This window comes from Vibrio sp. 811 (genome assembly GCF_033339195.1).
Map to the genome: position 1 here is coordinate 312,846 of NZ_JAWOUB010000002.1, position 16,368 is coordinate 329,213.

General features: G+C 44.4%; 14 protein-coding genes. 9 read left to right on the plus strand and 5 right to left on the minus strand.

Annotated features, from left to right (window positions below; genetic code table 11):
• Positions 1–130: 130 nt before the first annotated feature.
• The 7 genes from R7Q46_RS05250 to purT all read left to right on the plus strand — a co-directional run bounded on the left by R7Q46_RS05250 (position 131) and on the right by purT (position 7,720).
• Complete coding sequence (locus R7Q46_RS05250) at positions 131–820, plus strand: NAD(P)H-binding protein (RefSeq protein WP_213871592.1); 690 nt, start codon at positions 131–133, stop codon at positions 818–820.
• A 200-nt stretch (positions 821–1,020) separates the two neighbouring features.
• Entirely contained in the window at positions 1,021–2,394 is a 1,374-nt protein-coding gene (locus R7Q46_RS05255) for an L-cystine transporter (protein ID WP_169628426.1), read from the plus strand.
• A 157-nt stretch (positions 2,395–2,551) separates the two neighbouring features.
• Positions 2,552–3,973: an exodeoxyribonuclease I gene (gene sbcB / locus R7Q46_RS05260; RefSeq protein ID WP_167415153.1), complete on the plus strand. Its 1,422-nt coding sequence runs from the start codon at positions 2,552–2,554 to the stop codon at positions 3,971–3,973.
• A gap of 55 nt (positions 3,974–4,028) precedes the next feature.
• Positions 4,029–4,403 carry a CidA/LrgA family protein gene (locus R7Q46_RS05265; protein ID WP_005377887.1) on the plus strand — a complete coding sequence of 125 codons (375 nt, stop codon included), beginning with the start codon at positions 4,029–4,031 and terminating at the stop codon, positions 4,401–4,403.
• A gap of 1 nt (position 4,404) precedes the next feature.
• A complete protein-coding gene (locus tag R7Q46_RS05270) occupies positions 4,405–5,082 on the plus strand; it encodes an LrgB family protein (RefSeq protein ID WP_318077361.1) in 678 nt (225 codons plus the stop codon).
• Positions 5,083–5,513: 431 nt separating this feature from the next.
• Positions 5,514–6,401 carry a cytidine deaminase gene (gene cdd, locus R7Q46_RS05275; RefSeq protein WP_213871591.1) on the plus strand — a complete coding sequence of 296 codons (888 nt, stop codon included), beginning with the start codon at positions 5,514–5,516 and terminating at the stop codon, positions 6,399–6,401.
• Positions 6,402–6,544: 143 nt separating this feature from the next.
• Positions 6,545–7,720: a formate-dependent phosphoribosylglycinamide formyltransferase gene (gene purT, locus R7Q46_RS05280; RefSeq protein ID WP_017633939.1), complete on the plus strand. Its 1,176-nt coding sequence runs from the start codon at positions 6,545–6,547 to the stop codon at positions 7,718–7,720.
• 72 nt (positions 7,721–7,792) lie between these two features.
• Here purT and R7Q46_RS05285 read toward each other — a convergent pair whose 3' ends face one another.
• Positions 7,793–8,443 carry a thiopurine S-methyltransferase gene (locus R7Q46_RS05285; protein ID WP_021707633.1) on the minus strand — a complete coding sequence of 217 codons (651 nt, stop codon included), beginning with the start codon at positions 8,441–8,443 and terminating at the stop codon, positions 7,793–7,795.
• Between the two features lie 315 nt (positions 8,444–8,758).
• On the opposite strand from R7Q46_RS05285, the gene R7Q46_RS05290 reads away from it, so the two are divergent.
• Positions 8,759–9,538, plus strand: a complete 780-nt coding sequence (locus R7Q46_RS05290; protein WP_025766820.1) for a phosphoribosylglycinamide formyltransferase — start codon at positions 8,759–8,761, stop codon at positions 9,536–9,538.
• 121 nt (positions 9,539–9,659) lie between these two features.
• On the opposite strand, the gene ihfA is transcribed toward R7Q46_RS05290, so the two are convergent.
• A complete protein-coding gene (ihfA, locus tag R7Q46_RS05295) occupies positions 9,660–9,956 on the minus strand; it encodes an integration host factor subunit alpha (protein ID WP_005377899.1) in 297 nt (98 codons plus the stop codon).
• A 534-nt stretch (positions 9,957–10,490) separates the two neighbouring features.
• Between ihfA and R7Q46_RS05300 the strand changes: the two genes are divergently transcribed.
• Positions 10,491–11,372, plus strand: a complete 882-nt coding sequence (locus tag R7Q46_RS05300) for an AEC family transporter (protein ID WP_005377901.1) — start codon at positions 10,491–10,493, stop codon at positions 11,370–11,372.
• A gap of 214 nt (positions 11,373–11,586) precedes the next feature.
• Here the strand turns inward: R7Q46_RS05300 and pheT are convergent, their stop codons facing one another.
• From pheT to R7Q46_RS05315, 3 genes are all read right to left on the minus strand, one after another.
• A complete protein-coding gene (gene pheT / locus R7Q46_RS05305; protein WP_053303165.1) occupies positions 11,587–13,992 on the minus strand; it encodes a phenylalanine--tRNA ligase subunit beta in 2,406 nt (801 codons plus the stop codon).
• 18 nt (positions 13,993–14,010) lie between these two features.
• On the minus strand, positions 14,011–14,994 hold the full coding sequence (gene pheS, locus R7Q46_RS05310) for a phenylalanine--tRNA ligase subunit alpha (RefSeq protein ID WP_005385470.1): 984 nt from the start codon (positions 14,992–14,994) through the stop codon (positions 14,011–14,013).
• A gap of 191 nt (positions 14,995–15,185) precedes the next feature.
• Entirely contained in the window at positions 15,186–16,361 is a 1,176-nt protein-coding gene (locus R7Q46_RS05315; protein WP_213898280.1) for a hypothetical protein, read from the minus strand.
• Positions 16,362–16,368 lie beyond the last annotated feature (7 nt).

Sequence of the window (16,368 nt, forward strand, 5' to 3'; positions counted from 1 at the left end):
CTAATCAATTTTATCTCAGGATAGTCTGCCGAGTTCGCAGAGCGTCTCACCTTTCTTGCACGAGATTATAAGTAACTCGTTGAAATCCGCTACAATAGCTTAGACTATGTTCCCATATAGGAGAAAAGATATGGATAACAACACCTGCGCAATCATCGCCGGTGCAACTGGCTTAGTAGGCTCAAAAGTCATTGCAAACCTCATAAATCAATCAGGTGTTGGAACCCTATATTATCTTTCTCGCCGCCCACTCGATGGCGTCCTAGATGTGGAAAACAAGCTTATTCCTCTCATTGATGCAGACCTTTCTATCCACCAATGGGATGAGAACCAACCAACACCAACCATCGGCTTTATCTGTTTAGGCACGACCCTTAAGCAAGCAGGCAGTAAGGATAATTTGCGTAGAGTAGATGTTGATCTGGTGTGTAAAGTCGCCCAGCAGATGAAAACAATCGGAGTTAAACGCCTTGCGGTTGTTTCTAGCCTCGGTGCAAATAGTAAATCGCCATCCCATTACTTAGCTTGTAAAGGACAAATGGAACAACGAATCGAAGCTATGGATTTTGAGGAAATCGTATTTGTTCGCCCAGGCCCGCTTGTTGGTCAACGTCAAAGCCCAAGAATGGACGAGAAGTTAGTACAAACTCTGTTTAAGGTAATTCGCCCATTCATGCTTGGCAAACTGTCCAACTTTTTACCGATTCGAGCAGAAGATGTCGCCAAAGCGATGATTTATCAACTTTTCAGTTATCAAGAAGACTCGGTGGTTTACTTACAAAGGAAAGAAATGCGTAACTTACTGCATCACTACGAATAACCATTTTGTACAATTAACGTGCTAATTCACGCTCTCACGCGACTTAGATCTCGTTTTTATATTCATTTTAGATCTAGCTAATACCCGTTTGTCATTTTTAAAGTTATATCACGAGCGTTATCTTACGCTCCATAAATACATCCGTATAAAACCCCGTATAAAAAACAACCGCCACTTCGGTTGGTTGATAAGGTCAAATTATGAATTTTGCAGTGATAGCCTCTCTAGCCGTCTTTGTTGGCATATTGTTCTTTCTATTTAATCAGCAACAAAAGAAACATACTCTTTCACGTCTCGTTTTGATCGGTCTTGTTACCGGTTCTCTTTTTGGTCTTGCTTTGCAACTCATTCACGGTGAAGGCAACAGCGCAATTGCTCAAACACTTGAATGGGTAGGCATTGTAGGCAGTGGCTACGTTGGTCTACTGAAAATGGTCATCATGCCACTGGTGTTGGTATCGATGATCTCTGCAGTTGTTAAGTTGGAGAAAGGTGGATCTTTAGGTAAAATTTCTGGCCTGACCATCTCTGTTCTTCTTGTAACGACTGCAATTGCTGCACTTATCGGTATTTTGGTGACAACGACATTTGGCCTGTCAGCAGAAGGGTTAACTGAAGGTGCGCGTGAAACCGCTCGTATCGCCGTTTTAGAAAGCCGTGCCGGTACAGTAAGTGACTTAACTATTCCTCAAATGCTAGTTAGCTTCATTCCAACCAACCCATTTGCTGATCTAACAGGTGCTCGCTCGACATCAATTATCGCTGTTGTGATTTTCGGCGTGTTAACTGGTATCGCCGCTCGTAAAGTGATGATGGAAAAAGCAGAGTTGGAATCACCGATTCGTACTTTCGTAGAAGCTGCTCAATCTATCGTTATGCGACTAGTGAAGATGATCATGGCCCTAACGCCATACGGCATCGCAGCACTGATGGCAAAAGTGGTAGCGACATCAAGCGCAGGCGACATCCTAAACCTACTTGGCTTTATTGTGGCGTCTTATGTTGCTATCGCACTGATGTTTGTTGTTCATGGCGTATTGGTCTCTTTTGTTGGCGTTAGCCCTGCGGAATACTTTAAGAAAATCTGGCCTGTACTGACCTTCGCGTTTACATCTCGTAGCTCAGCAGCAACAATTCCACTAAACGTAGAAGCGCAAATCACGAAGCTTAACGTACCACCAGCGATTGCAAACCTATCAGCATCGTTTGGTGCCACTATCGGCCAAAACGGCTGTGCGGGTATCTATCCTGCAATGCTTGCAGTGATGGTAGCTCCGACAATGGGCATCAACCCACTTGATCTACACTTTATCCTGTCATTGATTGCGATTATCACCATCAGCTCATTTGGTATTGCAGGTGTCGGCGGCGGTGCGACGTTTGCAGCCTTGATTGTTCTTCCTGCAATGGGCTTGCCTGTAACCATCGCGGCACTGCTTATCTCTATTGAACCACTGATTGACATGGCACGTACCGCACTAAACGTTTCAGGTTCAATGACTGCGGGTACAATTGCTAGCCGAGTGCTGAAGTCACCAGGAAGTGAAGCAACATTGGAAGAAACACGAGCATAGAACTCAAATTCCTTCCAAAGCGATAAAACGTAAAATATCAAGCCGATGGTTCGCCATCGGCTTTTTTCATTTTCAAAAATTCAACTTGCATCTTTCGTTGCTAGTCAAGGCGTTGAATGGTCTAATACTGTCATCGGTTTTGTAAACGGTAAGCAGAATGCACCAAGATAATCAGCCCACTTTTTTCTTCTTTGATTATGAGACATGGGGAACCAACCCCGCGAAAGATCGCCCAAGCCAGTTTGCTGGTGTTCGTACAGATGAAAACTTTAATATCATCGGCGAGCCTTTAGTCATGTACTGTCAACCACCGGCTGATTATCTTCCGTCTCCTGAAGCTGCACTTATTACTGGTATTACTCCGCAAAAAACGGTTCAAGAAGGCCTTTCTGAGCCAGAGTTTATCGCTAAGATTCACGCTGAACTCGCGAGACCAAATACCACCAGTTTAGGCTACAACAGCATTCGCTTTGATGACGAAGTGACCCGTTATACTTGTTATCGCAACTTTATCGATCCATACGCATGGAGTTGGCAAAACGGTAACTCACGTTGGGATTTACTCGATGTACTACGCGCGTGCCATGCCCTTCGCCCAGAAGGCGTAGAATGGCCAGAAAACGAAGATGGCTTCACTAGCTTTAAATTAGAACATTTGTCCGTGGCTAACGGCATAGAACATAGTAACGCGCACGATGCCATGGCAGATGTGGTTGCGACTATCGAAATGGCAAAGAAAGTAAAAGCAGCGCAACCAAAATTGTTTGATTACTTTTTTTCTATGCGCCAAAAGCGCAAGCTCAATGATTTAGTCGACATCGTCAACATGACACCGTTGATGCACGTTTCAGGCATGCTAGGGCGCGAATGCCAGTACACTAGCTGGATTGTGCCTGTTGCTTGGCATCCAACCAATAATAACGCCGTTATCACCATCGATTTAGCGAAAGACCCTCAACCTATTCTTGAGCTATCCGCAGAAGAGCTGCACGAAAGACTCTACACGAAGCGCGAAGATCTTGGTGAATTGCTACCAGTGCCAGTTAAACTAGTTCATTTGAACAAATGCCCTATTCTCGCCCCTGCAAAAACGTTAACGGCTGAAAATGCAGAGTCTATTGGCATTGATCGCCAACAATGTCTCGCCAATCTCGCTTTGTTGCGCCAACATCCTGAAATTAGAGAAAAGCTGATTAGCCTCTTTTCAGTCGAGCGCAAATTCGATAAAAGTGATGACGTCGATACACAACTTTACGACGGGTTCTTTTCTCCAGCCGATCGCGCAGCTATGGATATCATTCGCGAAACCGATCCGAATAATCTTGCTGCATTAGACATTGAATTTGATGACAAGCGCATTAAACCTCTATTGTTCCGCTATCGTGCGCGTAACTTCCCAGGCACATTAGACGAGCAAGAACAAAGACGCTGGGCACTACACTGTCGAGAAGTGTTTGAAAGCCAAATTGAAGAGTACATGCTGAATTTAGAAAACTTAGTTCACGAACATGAAAGTGACGAAAAGAAGATTGCGATATTAAAATCCGTGTACCGTTATGTAGAGAGCTTAGCTTCCTAACTCCTCCTAATACAAGCGCACCTTATGGTGTGCTTGTTGTTTATATACTGTCAAAATGATTAAAGAACGATTCTTACAACTGATCCAACTGCTCATTTCAATCTTCCTCATCATGGGAGCACTTGGCATCGGAATTACCATTCAAAAGTTCACTGGCGTTTCCGTTCCAGGAAGTGTCATCGGTATGCTCGTACTGTTTTTCTCCATGACTCTTGGGCTTGTAAAAGTCGACTGGGTCAAACCGGGCGCCACGCTATTTATACGCTATATGATCTTATTGTTCGTTCCTATCAGCGTCGGATTAATGCAGCATTTCGATTTACTACTCGCCAATGCGCTCCCTATCATCGCTAGCGCGGTTGGCGGTTCACTCATTGTATTGGTCAGCCTCGCTTGGCTGCTGGATTACTTGCTACAGGAGAAACACTGATATGTGGTTAGTTGTTACCATTGCGGTTTTTCTTATCGCTCGCCAAATCGCAATCAAAGTGAACAATCCTCTAGCAAACCCTTTGCTGATCAGTATCGCAGTGCTCATTCCTTTGCTTACTTACTTAAATGTGCCATTTGAAAAGTATTATGCGGATAACGAAGGAATTAGCTTTTTGCTTCAACCTGCTGTAGTTGCTCTGGCTTATCCACTATATGAACAACTACCGCAAATTAAAGCAAACTGGCGAATCATCACTTTCGCTTGCACAGTAGGCAGTGTGATGTCGATGATGACAACCACCTTGATCGCAGTCGCTTTCAAAGCGGATATCAGTTTAATCGCGAGTCTAGTGGGTAAATCCGTCACGACACCAATAGCGATGGAAATATCGAGTCACCTTGGTGGTGAAGCCGCCGTTGCAGCGCTCTTGGTTCTGATTGTCGGTTTATTGGGCGCAATTTTGGCATACCCAATTTACAATTTGATTGGAATTAAACACCCGATTGCACGTGGTCTGACAATGGGTACAGTCTCTCATGCCTTAGGCACCGCTACTTGTGCAGAGAAACAGCCCATAGATGCCGCGTTCTCATCACTCGCATTGGTTTTATGTGGGATCATAACTTCTATTTTGGCTCCAAGTTTTTTTGCTTTGGCGGTCTGGCTATATCAATAGTTAAGCGCTCTCGGTCTGCCCTCCTTCCGGCAGGCCGTAGCCTTTCCGTTTCTTACTTATCCCTTTTCAAAACCCTATCTTATCTATCAAACTCACCCAGTAATATCGTGAAGGGACTTGACTGAGATATACATTCATAGCATTAGCATTCTAGCTGCTACCACTCGCTCTAGATTACGTAAGTATAAAGTAGCATAGCGGTAAAAGTCGCGTTGGTAACATACTCCTGCTCCTTGGTCATATGAATATATACTGATATGGTTAATTGTGAGACGGAGATAACGCTTCACACCTGTGCAATCGAATACATGTGTGAGCTCACTCTAATTATGTAACAGAATTATCAATTGCATTATTTATCGTGATCTAACGCACGGAACATTTCTATCTTTCACATAGAATAACTGTCCATGCAATAACAAGGATTCAACATGAAAAGTCGCATTGAACAGGCGCTAGCAGGCGCTCCAGAAGCACTTTCCAAACAACTTGCTCCTATCATCCAAGCTGATGATTTTGATGCTACGCTTTCAGTTCAACAATTTGAGCAGTTGCTTTCAGCTACCGGTCTATCAGACAAAGAGCTTCGTGTTGCGCTACTTCCTTTTGCCGCAGCGTACTCCTATGCTCCCCTTTCTGGCTTTTATGTCGGCGCTATCGTTCGTGGTCTTTCAGGTCGCCTTTACTTCGGTGCCAACATGGAATTCTTTGGTGTACAGTTGGGTCAAACGGTTCACGCAGAGCAGTCTGCGATTAGCCATGCTTGGATGAAAGGCGAACGTGGTGTTAAGGATATCACTATCAACTTCAGCCCATGTGGTCACTGCCGCCAGTTCATGAATGAGTTATCTACCGCAAACGAGCTTAAAATCCAGCTCCCAGAACGTGAAGAAAAGTCACTTCATGAATACCTGCCTGAAGCCTTTGGACCAAACGATCTCGGTATCGAGTCCGGCTTAATGGCAGAAGTTAAACACCAATTCTCATGTGATGATGAAGACGCACTCATCCAAAGTGCAGTTGAAGCGATGAACATGAGCCACTCTCCATACACCAACAACTTGAGTGGTTTAGCATTAGAGATGACTAGCGGCCGTGTATTCCAAGGCGCTTATGCAGAAAATGCAGCGTTTAATCCTAGCTTGCCACCGCTACAAGTTGCGCTAATCCAAGTTTTACTTGCGGGTGAAACCTTTGACAGCATCAAAGCCGCTGCATTGGTAGAAAACTCTGAAGGTAAGATCAGTCACTTAGCCGATACGCAATCAACGTTGGAAGCGTTGAATCCAGATATTCCGCTTAGTTTTGTCAACGTATAAACGACAAATTCAACAAAAAGCTCTACAACATGTAGAGCTTTTTTATTACCTAAAAACCAAAAGCAAACGTTTGCTTTGTCATAAAACTTCAGTATGATCTCCTGCAATTTCTGTCTCATCACTCTATTTTGTAAGGGAACACTATGTTTGGCACTGCAACTAGCGCAAATGCTACCCGTGTATTACTTTTAGGCTCTGGCGAACTCGGTAAAGAAGTCGCCATTGAATGCCAGAGACTTGGTTTAGAAGTGATTGCTTGTGATCGCTATGCCAATGCTCCAGCGATGCAAGTCGCTCACCGTAGTTATGTTATCGACATGTTAGATGGGAACGCCTTAGAAGAAGTTATTACGAAGGAACAACCTACTTACGTCGTACCAGAAATTGAAGCCATCGCAACCGGCAAACTGGTAGAGCTTGAAGAAAAAGGACTGAATGTTGTTCCAACCGCTAAGGCAACCAGGCTAACAATGAATCGTGAAGGTATCCGACGTTTGGCAGCAGAAGAACTGGAATTGACGACTTCACCTTATCGTTTTGCAGATAACTTTGAAGACTTCAAAGCCGCGGTTGAGCATGTGGGTATTCCGTGCGTGGTGAAGCCTGTGATGAGCTCTTCAGGTAAAGGGCAAAGTGTTATCAAGACCGAAGACGACGTTACAAAAGCATGGGATTACGCTCAGGAAGGCGGGCGTACGGGTGCAGGTCGCGTTATCGTGGAAGGTTTTATCGACTTCGATTACGAAATCACTTTATTGACCATCAGAGCCGTTGACGGTGTGCATTTCTGTGCTCCAATTGGTCATCGTCAGGAAGATGGCGACTACCGCGAATCATGGCAACCGCAAACTATGTCAGAAAACGCAGTAAAAGCAGCTGAATACACGGCTGAGAAAGTGGTAAACGCGCTCGGTGGCTACGGCATCTTTGGTGTAGAGCTGTTTGTTAAAGGCGATAAAGTCATTTTCAATGAGGTCTCTCCTCGCCCTCACGATACGGGTATGGTTACAATGATTTCGCAGGAAATGTCTGAGTTTGCTCTCCACGTGCGCGCGTTTACCGGAATGCCAATTAATAATATTGTGCAATATGGCCCATCTGCGTCTGCTGTTATTCTTGGACAAGGGACTTCCACAAACATTCGCTTTGAAAACCTAAGCAAAGCTTTAGCTCAACCTCAAACACAAGTTCGTCTATTCGGTAAGCCAGAAATCGATGGTCGCCGCCGTTTAGGTGTTGTCCTTACGCGACGAAAAACCACCGAAGAAGCCGTTCAAGATGCTGTTGAAAGTGCTTCAAAAGTGAATATCATTTATTAAATACGAACCACTCATACAAAAATAGCGCAGCTCAAATTGCTGCGCTATTTCGTGTTCCAAACCGAAGAGAGCCTATTCACTCTCGATTAAGTACACTTCTTCAGAGAAGCGACTTAAGCCTTTTTTCGCAATTTTAGGATGATTCTCGTCAGCTTCATCTACGTTCAAACAAGTAACTTTGTAACCTGAAAATAACTGCTCTATCTCTTCGACCGGCACGCTAAATGGAGGCCCCGCCATCTCTTCTTGAGGATAGTTGAGTGTGACAAGCAAAATACGACCGCCTGGGTTCAGCAGTTGCTTGAGACGCTCTACATACTCCTCTCGCATATCTTGCGGTAAAGCAACCAACGCGGCGCGATCATAAATGATATCGGCTTGAGATACTGGTGCAGTGAAAAAGTCCCCAGTATAAATAGAGAGCTCATCAAATTGATAAAGCTCGTGCATGCCATTAAGAGGCGTTACCGTTGGCGTGTAAAAATGTTCAGCAAAAAAGGCACGCACAGCAATATGGCTTAGCTCAACACCTTCAACCGAATCATGCTTCATCGCTAGCCAAATCAAGTCTTCTGACTTTCCACATAAAGGAACTAACACTTTATCTTCACGCTTTGGATTAGTGTGTTTCCAATATACTGGTAATAGCGGGTTTACATCTTCCAAGTGAAATCCGATTTGATTGCTGGCCCATTTGTTATGCCAAAATTCTTGGTCTCTCATTTTACTTTCTACTTGTCGGCTGTCTTCATTTTGAGAGGTAAGACTAACGTTTTTTTTCAATTTGTCTATGCCGTTCATCTTTGGTTAATACTGCGGTGATAGGATGTAATCGGTCTCATAGGAGACGCGCCTTTATCTGATAATCAGAATAAAGAAAAGAGAAATGGTGATCTAACGCACGATTCTACTTCAAGATAAAACTGAAACCTTGGAATCTTTCGTAATGGCCCCATTTATAAGTTAGTACCTGATTTGCCGAACTTAGCGACCTTTATGTTCCCTATTTTCTAAGTACAAGCAAGTTAAGGAGAGTGAATGAGCTTATTTCTTCGTACTACAGCATTGATGCTTTTGGTACTTAGCCGTGCACCGGCATTTGCCGCACTTCCAATTACCCCTGCACCTAGTGGCGAACAAAATCGTTCAACCAGCCAAAACGAAGTTTGTTCGAAACTTTTTAAACACAGCCTTAGCGGTTTATATGGCATTCAGTCAATCGACACCACACCAACTCAGCCATATTCTGACTTCGACATCCTTTACAGCAAAGCTCACCAAGCACAATTTGAACTTGAAACTATCTGTAAGAGTACCGCACTTCTTAATGACGCTCAGCCATACTTCGCAGGCGTGAAATCCAAACAACGAGCAGAAGAAAAGATAGCTTTAGAGTTAGATGGGAAAGTTGAACGTATTACTGACCTAGCACGTGCAACGATTGTAGCTGAAGACGTCGCGAGCTTAGTCTCCATTTATGAAACGTTAGAGCGTGAAACAACTATTGTGAAAGTAAAAAATCGATTCAAAAAACCTGGCCCTTCAGGATATAGAGACTTGAACTTGCTCGTTCGTTTACCAAAAACAAACCTAGTAGCCGAAGTTCAACTGCACTTGAAAGCAATCGCAGATGTAAAAAGCGGTCCCGAACACGACCTATACGAAAAAATCCAGAAACTAGAACGTCAAGCGATGTTGGAAAAACGTGAGCTAAGCGAAATAGAGCTTGCCTCTATTCGCAACATGCGTACACAGTCTAAGAACTTGTACCAACAAGCATGGCAACCATACTTAACAACGCATCTAGAAGCGGCGTAACCGATATCATTAAGCGTCTCTCATAAACAGAAAAACCACCGCATTGCGGTGGTTTTCATTTGTATGCACACGAATTTTACGCAAAAAAAGACCACGCCTTAGCGTGATCCATTTATTCGGCTTACTGTACTTTCTTCAGGTTTTCTACACGAGCTTTTAACTTCTGACCCGGGCGAAAAGTCACTACACGTCGAGCAGTAATTGGAATATCTTCACCAGTTTTCGGGTTACGACCAGGTCGTTCATTCTTGTCACGAAGATCAAAGTTACCAAAACCTGACAGTTTTACCTGTTCGCCACTTTCCAGTGCCTTACGAATCTCTTCAAAGAACACTTCCACCGTTTCCTTGGCGTCCCGCTTACTAAATCCTAATTTATCAAACAGGTTTTCTGCCAGTTCGGCTTTTGTGAGCGCCATAAAACTTTCCTCAAAGCTATGTTAAACAATGCTACGTTAGTGTAGCGCCAGAGCAGTTTTACCCTACCAATTCAACAACATATCGGGGTTACATCAGGAAGTGTATGACAAGCTTATGATTTTCGCCAACTTTTTTCTTGGCGAACAAAAGGAATAGCACTACGTAAATTATTGTTAAACGCCAGAAATTTGATATTTTTGTTTTTGTTTCATCTTTATCAGGAAAAACATCCAGATTATAAAACTAAAAGTAGTTTAAATATCAACATTAAACACTATTTAATAAAAATATCAGATATTGGTTATTTAACAGACACTTGACATAGAACTTGTCGTAAATTCAGTGATTTGTATGTAACTCGATACGTAACAATTAGATTAAAAGGTATGACCACCTGTACTTTGCAACTGTGCTTTGAAAGCTTGATTAAACCCACGCTTCTCGCTGTTTAACGATGACGCCATATATAAAGATTGATAATGTGGAAGTTCGTGTATTTCCTCATTAGCTTCTTACACTGCTTCTAGGCGACCATGATTAATCAAATCATAAATATTCTTTTCCCTGTTTTTGCTCTTGTCGGAGTTGGCTATTTGGTCGGTCGTTACATCAAGCCTGACTTTCGCCCAATAAACCGCATTAATATTGAGGTTTTTACGCCAGCACTGGTATTTTCGTCACTCGTTAGCATGCCGCTCGATTCAAATCAGGGGCCGCTTCTTTTGGCGGCAATTGTTGCGGTTTTAATTCCCGCACTACTCATGATCCCGGTATGTCGATGGACGTCACTCTCGTTTAAAACCTGGGCGCCACCACATATGTTTCGGAATAGCGGAAATCTAGCTATTCCTTTGTTTACCTATACGTTTGGAGAAATTGCGCTGTCGTCAGCAGTGCTTTTATTTGTCGTGTCAGCATGCTTGCATATCAGCTTAGGCGTAATGCTGCTTAGTCATGGCAACCCTTTTAAGCAAATAGTCAAGATGCCAATCTTTTTAGCAGCGTCGTTGGCTCTGTTTCTCAACGTGTCAAATGTGGGTGCATGGGCGCCTTTATACGAAGCCACTGCTCTACTTGGGCAAGCGGCCGTACCCGTGATGCTTTTATCTCTGGGGGCACAAATGTGTCATTTACGGTTGGACGGTTTAAAGATTGGTGTGTTGTGTACCGTGCAGTCACTGGCAACTGGTGCTGTCGCTTTTGCACTTATTTATTGGTTAATTCCCCTTCCAACGATGCAATTGCAAATGATGGTGCTCTTCACAATGCTGCCGCCAGCCGTCATGAATTACCTATTTGCGGAAAGACTGAATATAGAACCCATGAAGGTGGCGTCAATGGTACTATTTGGCAACTTTTTCAGCATTCTTACGCTGCCTCTTCTGCTTAGCTATACCCTCTCACTCGCTGCCTAACCGCCAATAAGCTATCGTTAGCGTGTATTAGCTGAAAAACAATACGTTCCTAATCTCGGGTAAGGGCCATCCCTAGTTTGGTCTAGTATTTTAAAATAATGAGGGGTGGTGCGAGCAGTAAGGAACTTGAACAACGATAAGGTAATCCTAAAAATAAAAAAACCCTGCCAAACTGGCAGGGTTTTCATTTCTTAAGAAGATACGTTACGCGAGATTAGTCACGTAGAGACGCACCAAACTTCTCAGAAACGTGAGCAACGATAGCGTCAACCGCACCAGCGATATCTGCATCTTCAAGCGTACGCTCAAGTGACTGTAGAGTCAGAGCGATTGCTAGGCTCTTCTTACCTTCTTCAACGCCTTTACCTACGTAAACGTCGAACAGTTTTGCATCTTTAAGGAACTCGCCACCTTGCTCTAGACAAGCGTTAACAATGTCACCAGATGCAACAGCTTCATCCACTACTACCGCGATATCACGACGGTTTGAAGGGAATTTAGAAAGTGCTACCGCTTCTGGGATCACTTTGCTGTTAATTGCAGACCATTCGATTTCGAATACGATAGTACGACCATTTAGACCGAACTTACGCTCAAGCTCAGGGTGAACGGTACCGATCACGCCCACTTCTTTGCCATCTACGATGATTGCCGCAGATTGACCTGGGTGAAGTGCTGGGTTAGCTTTTTTGCTTTCAGGTGACAGTGCAGCGAAAGAGTACGCTTTTTCGTTCGCAGATAGCTCTAGAATCGCTTCTAGATCGCCTTTAAGGTCGAAGAAATCAACCGTGTTAGTTTCGATATCCCAATGTTCTTCACCGCGAGTACCAGCGATAACACCCGCTAGCATAGGCTCTTGGCGCATGCCGTTTTCTGCAGATTCACATGGGATGAAACGTAGGCCGTATTCGAATAGACGAACGCGTGGCTGTTGACGCTTCTGGTTGTGAACAACCGTGTTCAGCAGACCTTGGATAAGACCAAGACGCATTGCTGACATGTCTGCAGAAATTGGGTTTGGAAGTACTAGAGGCTCAACACCAGGTACAACTAGCTTTTGCTGCTCAGGCTCAACGAAGCTGTATGTGATTGCTTCGTGGTAACCACGGTCAACAAGAAGATCACGAACGCGTTTCAGTGGAAGATCCGCTTCAACGTGGTTGTGCATCTTAAGTGCTGCTGCTGGGTTTTGGTTAGGAATGTTGTCGTAACCGTAGATACGGCCAACTTCTTCAATCAGATCTTGCTCGATAGCGATATCGAAACGCCATGTTGGCGCTACTGCCACCCAACCTTCTTCTGAAGCTTCAACAGTCAAACCTAGGCGCTCTAGGATTTCTACTACATCAGCATCAGCGATATGGTGACCTAGTAGGTTGTCTAGTTTCGTGCGACGTAGTGCAACTTTGTTTGGCTTAGGTAGGTCTGCTTCAGATTCTACAGCTACAACAGGTGCTACTTCACCACCACAAATTTCAACAAGAAGCTGTGTTGCACGCTCCATTGCGCTCACTTGTAGTGCGTAATCCACACCACGCTCGAAACGCATTGAAGAATCAGTGTGAAGACCGTAGCTACGTGCGCGGCCACGGATGTGGTCAGGTGCAAAGAATGCACACTCTAGTAGAACGTCTTTAGTCTCAGTTGTTACACCAGACTCTTCACCACCAAAGATACCTGCGATTGCAAGTGCTTTGTTGTGGTCAGCAACTACTAGTGTATCTGCGTTTAGTTCTGCTTCGTTGCCGTCAAGAAGCGTTAGCTTCTCACCTTGCTCAGCCATACGAACTACGATGCCACCTTCGATCTTCGCTAGATCGAATGCGTGCATTGGTTGGCCTTGCTCTAGAAGAACGTAGTTAGTGATGTCTACTACAGGGTCGATAGAGCGAATACCACAACGACGCAGTTTCTCTTGCATCCATAGTGGTGTTTCAGCTTGAACGTTTACGTTCTTAATAACACGACCTAGGTAACGAGGACACGCAGCAGGAGCTTTCACTTCGATAGACACTTTATCGTCGATTGAAGGGGCAACTGCTTCTACTAATGGCTCTGTCACGTCAGCACGGTTTAGTACGCCAACTTCACGAGCTAGACCACGAATGCTGAAACAGTCAGCGCGGTTTGCCGTTAGGTCTACGTCTACTGTTACGTCGTCTAGACCTAGGAATTCACGGAAATCGGTACCGACTACTGCGTCTTCTGCTAGTTCCATGATACCGTCTGACTCAACGTCGATACCTAGTTCAGTGAATGAACAAAGCATGCCGTGAGATGGCTGGCCACGTAGTTTCGCTTTTTTGATTTTGAAATCACCTGGAAGAACAGCACCAACTGTTGCTACTGCTACTTTCAGACCTTGGCGACAGTTAGGTGCGCCACAAACAATGTCTAGAAGCTCTTCTTCACCCACGTCAACTTTAGTTACGCGCAGTTTGTCTGCATCTGGGTGTTGACCACATTCAACAACGTGACCGACTTTAACGCCAGTAAAAGAACCTGCAACAGGAAGAACGTCGTCTACCTCTAGACCGGCCATTGTAATTTGGTGAGTTAGCTCGTCAGTAGTAACCGCAGGGTTTACCCACTCACGAAGCCATGATTCGCTGAATTTCATGTTGATGAACCCTCTGGATTACTTGAACTGTTTTAGGAAACGAAGATCGTTCTCGAAGAACGCACGTAGGTCGTTCACGCCGTAACGAAGCATTGTTAGACGCTCAACACCCATACCGAATGCGAAACCAGAGTATTTTTCAGGATCGATACCTACGCTACGTAGCACGTTCGGGTGAACCATACCGCAGCCTAGTACTTCTAACCATTTACCGTTTTTGCCTTTCACGTCTACTTCAGCTGAAGGCTCAGTGAATGGGAAGTAAGATGGACGGAAACGTACTTCTACTTCTTCTTCGAAGAAGTTACATAGGAAATCGTGCAGGATGCCTTTCAGCTGAGCAAAGTTTACGTTCTCATCAACCAGCATGCCTTCCACTTGGTGGAACATTGGCGTGTGCGTTTGGTCGTAGTCGTTACGGTATACACGGCCTGGTGCGATGAAACGGAATGGTGGTTTACCATTTTCCATCGTACGGATCTGTACTCCTGACGTATGAGTACGAAGCATCAAGTCTGGGTTGAAGAAGAAAGTATCGTGGTCAGTACGCGCTGGGTGATCAGCTGCGATGTTTAGCGCATCGAAGTTGTGGAATGCATCTTCGATCTCTGGGCCTGCCTCGGTGTTAAAACCGAGTTCGCCAAAGAACTTCTCAATACGCTCTACAGTACGAGTTACTGGGTGTAAACCACCGTTTTCAATACGACGACCTGGTAGTGTTACGTCGATTGTTTCTGCTGCTAGTTTCGCTTCAAGCTCAGCACGTTGTAGTGCATCTTTACGAGCTGCGATAGCTTGCTGAACTACGCCTTTCGCTTTGTTGATCTCTTGACCAGCTTCACGGCGTTCTTCTGGTGGTAGTTTGCCTAGGCTTTGAAGTTGAGCAGTTAGCTCACCTTTTTTACCCAGATACTGAACACGCACTTCATCAAGTGCGACTAGCGATTCGGCAGCTTCAATTGCAGTGCTCGCGCTAGCAATGATCTCTTCTAGATGTTGCATCGTTTCCTCATCTACCTGTAGGTAGTGTCCATAAGGGAGTGATTGGTTTTTTGATAGCTGTACATAGTAGCCAAACCGGGCACCAATGCCAAATTGAATTACGAAAAGAAGAGGTTATTGAATAAAAAGAGCACAAAAACGTCAAAAATGTCATCTTTAGTTAATCTGCCGTTTAGTTGTGCCCTTTTGTTTTAGAAATAGTATTGAATAGATAGCTCGATAAAATCGTCATCTCTAGCAAAGTAGAGCAAATCATTTGGTGTTTCATTTTTAAACAACCAAGCATCAATTTGCCACTTAACGTGATTCGATATTCGGCTCGACGCCTCTAACTTAGCATTGTAAACATCAGCGTTATCTAAATCCTTCGTGATTCCCGTCAATACTTCCGTTCCGTCCTCATCATTGAGCGCCCAACGAATACCTGCAAACACATCATTTTGACCGATAGTTTGTGCGTTGTTCCCTCGACTGTCATAGAGGTACTCACCAATAACTCCCACATCCCAAACCGTGTCAAATGCACCGACGAAGGTATACTCAAAACCCGTCACAAGACCGACATGATTATCAGCGCTATCTCGATAAACACTTTCTAGTTTCCATAACCAATCGCCAACAATTCCTTGCACATCGAGACCGACATGACTCATCAGAGCGTAGTAAGGCTTTAATTCTCCGTACTCAAAACGAAAGTAGGGATCCCGGTTTGTTCCATATAAATAGCTTAGGCCTACGTCCCAATCGCCAAGCATTTTCGAATATCGAAAAGCCACATCTACGTGCTTCTCTTCTCTGCTTGATTCATAGATAGCATCATCAGAGACAACGGGTTCGGTTCGCAAGCGGCCATCTGTACCCGCAAACGTTCGTTCCCTAAAGTAAGGTAACAACATTGCGTGGACGGTGCCCCAGTCTTTGAAAGAGGTAAAATGTAACATCGGCTGACCGAGTTTATCTTCACCATCGACAGCTTCAATGGCATCTGTTTGGTTTACTACATCAACTAAATGGGCTGATTCAGTCACTCCCCAAAAGACCTTACTAATCCCAACTCGAAGCTCATAATCATCCCAATAAGTCAGATAAAGTGCCTCTCGTATGTCACCATGACTTCGCTCATCGTCTAGACCATCCAGACGATAGAAAGGTGTGAAAGTAAAGTTTGCATCACCATTTTGCATCTCCCAGTAAAATTCTGGCTGCAAAACCAATGACGTTTGCGCTTTGCTCTGACCCTGAGAGCCCGTTTTAAAAAACTGACGATGCTCAATATTGACTTGTCCTGCGAGCTCGACGGCAGTCAGAGGCATCGAGTAAAAAAAGGCTGCTGCACTAAGCAACAACCCAGCATTTAATCGCTTCATTTTTCCT

Excerpts from the sequence above, each read along its gene's own strand:
- R7Q46_RS05300 (WP_005377901.1), top strand. The coding sequence starts at position 10,491 with ATGATTAATCAAATCATAAATATTCTTTTCCCTGTTTTTGCTCTTGTC.
- R7Q46_RS05255 (WP_169628426.1), top strand. The coding sequence starts at position 1,021 with ATGAATTTTGCAGTGATAGCCTCTCTAGCCGTCTTTGTTGGCATATTG.
- R7Q46_RS05290 (WP_025766820.1), top strand. The coding sequence starts at position 8,759 with ATGAGCTTATTTCTTCGTACTACAGCATTGATGCTTTTGGTACTTAGC.
- sbcB (WP_167415153.1), top strand. The coding sequence starts at position 2,552 with ATGCACCAAGATAATCAGCCCACTTTTTTCTTCTTTGATTATGAGACA.
- purT (WP_017633939.1), top strand. The coding sequence starts at position 6,545 with ATGTTTGGCACTGCAACTAGCGCAAATGCTACCCGTGTATTACTTTTA.
- ihfA (WP_005377899.1), bottom strand. The coding sequence starts at position 9,956 with ATGGCGCTCACAAAAGCCGAACTGGCAGAAAACCTGTTTGATAAATTA.
- R7Q46_RS05265 (WP_005377887.1), top strand. The coding sequence starts at position 4,029 with ATGATTAAAGAACGATTCTTACAACTGATCCAACTGCTCATTTCAATC.
- R7Q46_RS05270 (WP_318077361.1), top strand. The coding sequence starts at position 4,405 with ATGTGGTTAGTTGTTACCATTGCGGTTTTTCTTATCGCTCGCCAAATC.
- R7Q46_RS05315 (WP_213898280.1), bottom strand. The coding sequence starts at position 16,361 with ATGAAGCGATTAAATGCTGGGTTGTTGCTTAGTGCAGCAGCCTTTTTT.
- R7Q46_RS05285 (WP_021707633.1), bottom strand. The coding sequence starts at position 8,443 with ATGAGAGACCAAGAATTTTGGCATAACAAATGGGCCAGCAATCAAATC.
- cdd (WP_213871591.1), top strand. The coding sequence starts at position 5,514 with ATGAAAAGTCGCATTGAACAGGCGCTAGCAGGCGCTCCAGAAGCACTT.
- pheS (WP_005385470.1), bottom strand. The coding sequence starts at position 14,994 with ATGCAACATCTAGAAGAGATCATTGCTAGCGCGAGCACTGCAATTGAA.
- pheT (WP_053303165.1), bottom strand. The coding sequence starts at position 13,992 with ATGAAATTCAGCGAATCATGGCTTCGTGAGTGGGTAAACCCTGCGGTT.
- R7Q46_RS05250 (WP_213871592.1), top strand. The coding sequence starts at position 131 with ATGGATAACAACACCTGCGCAATCATCGCCGGTGCAACTGGCTTAGTA.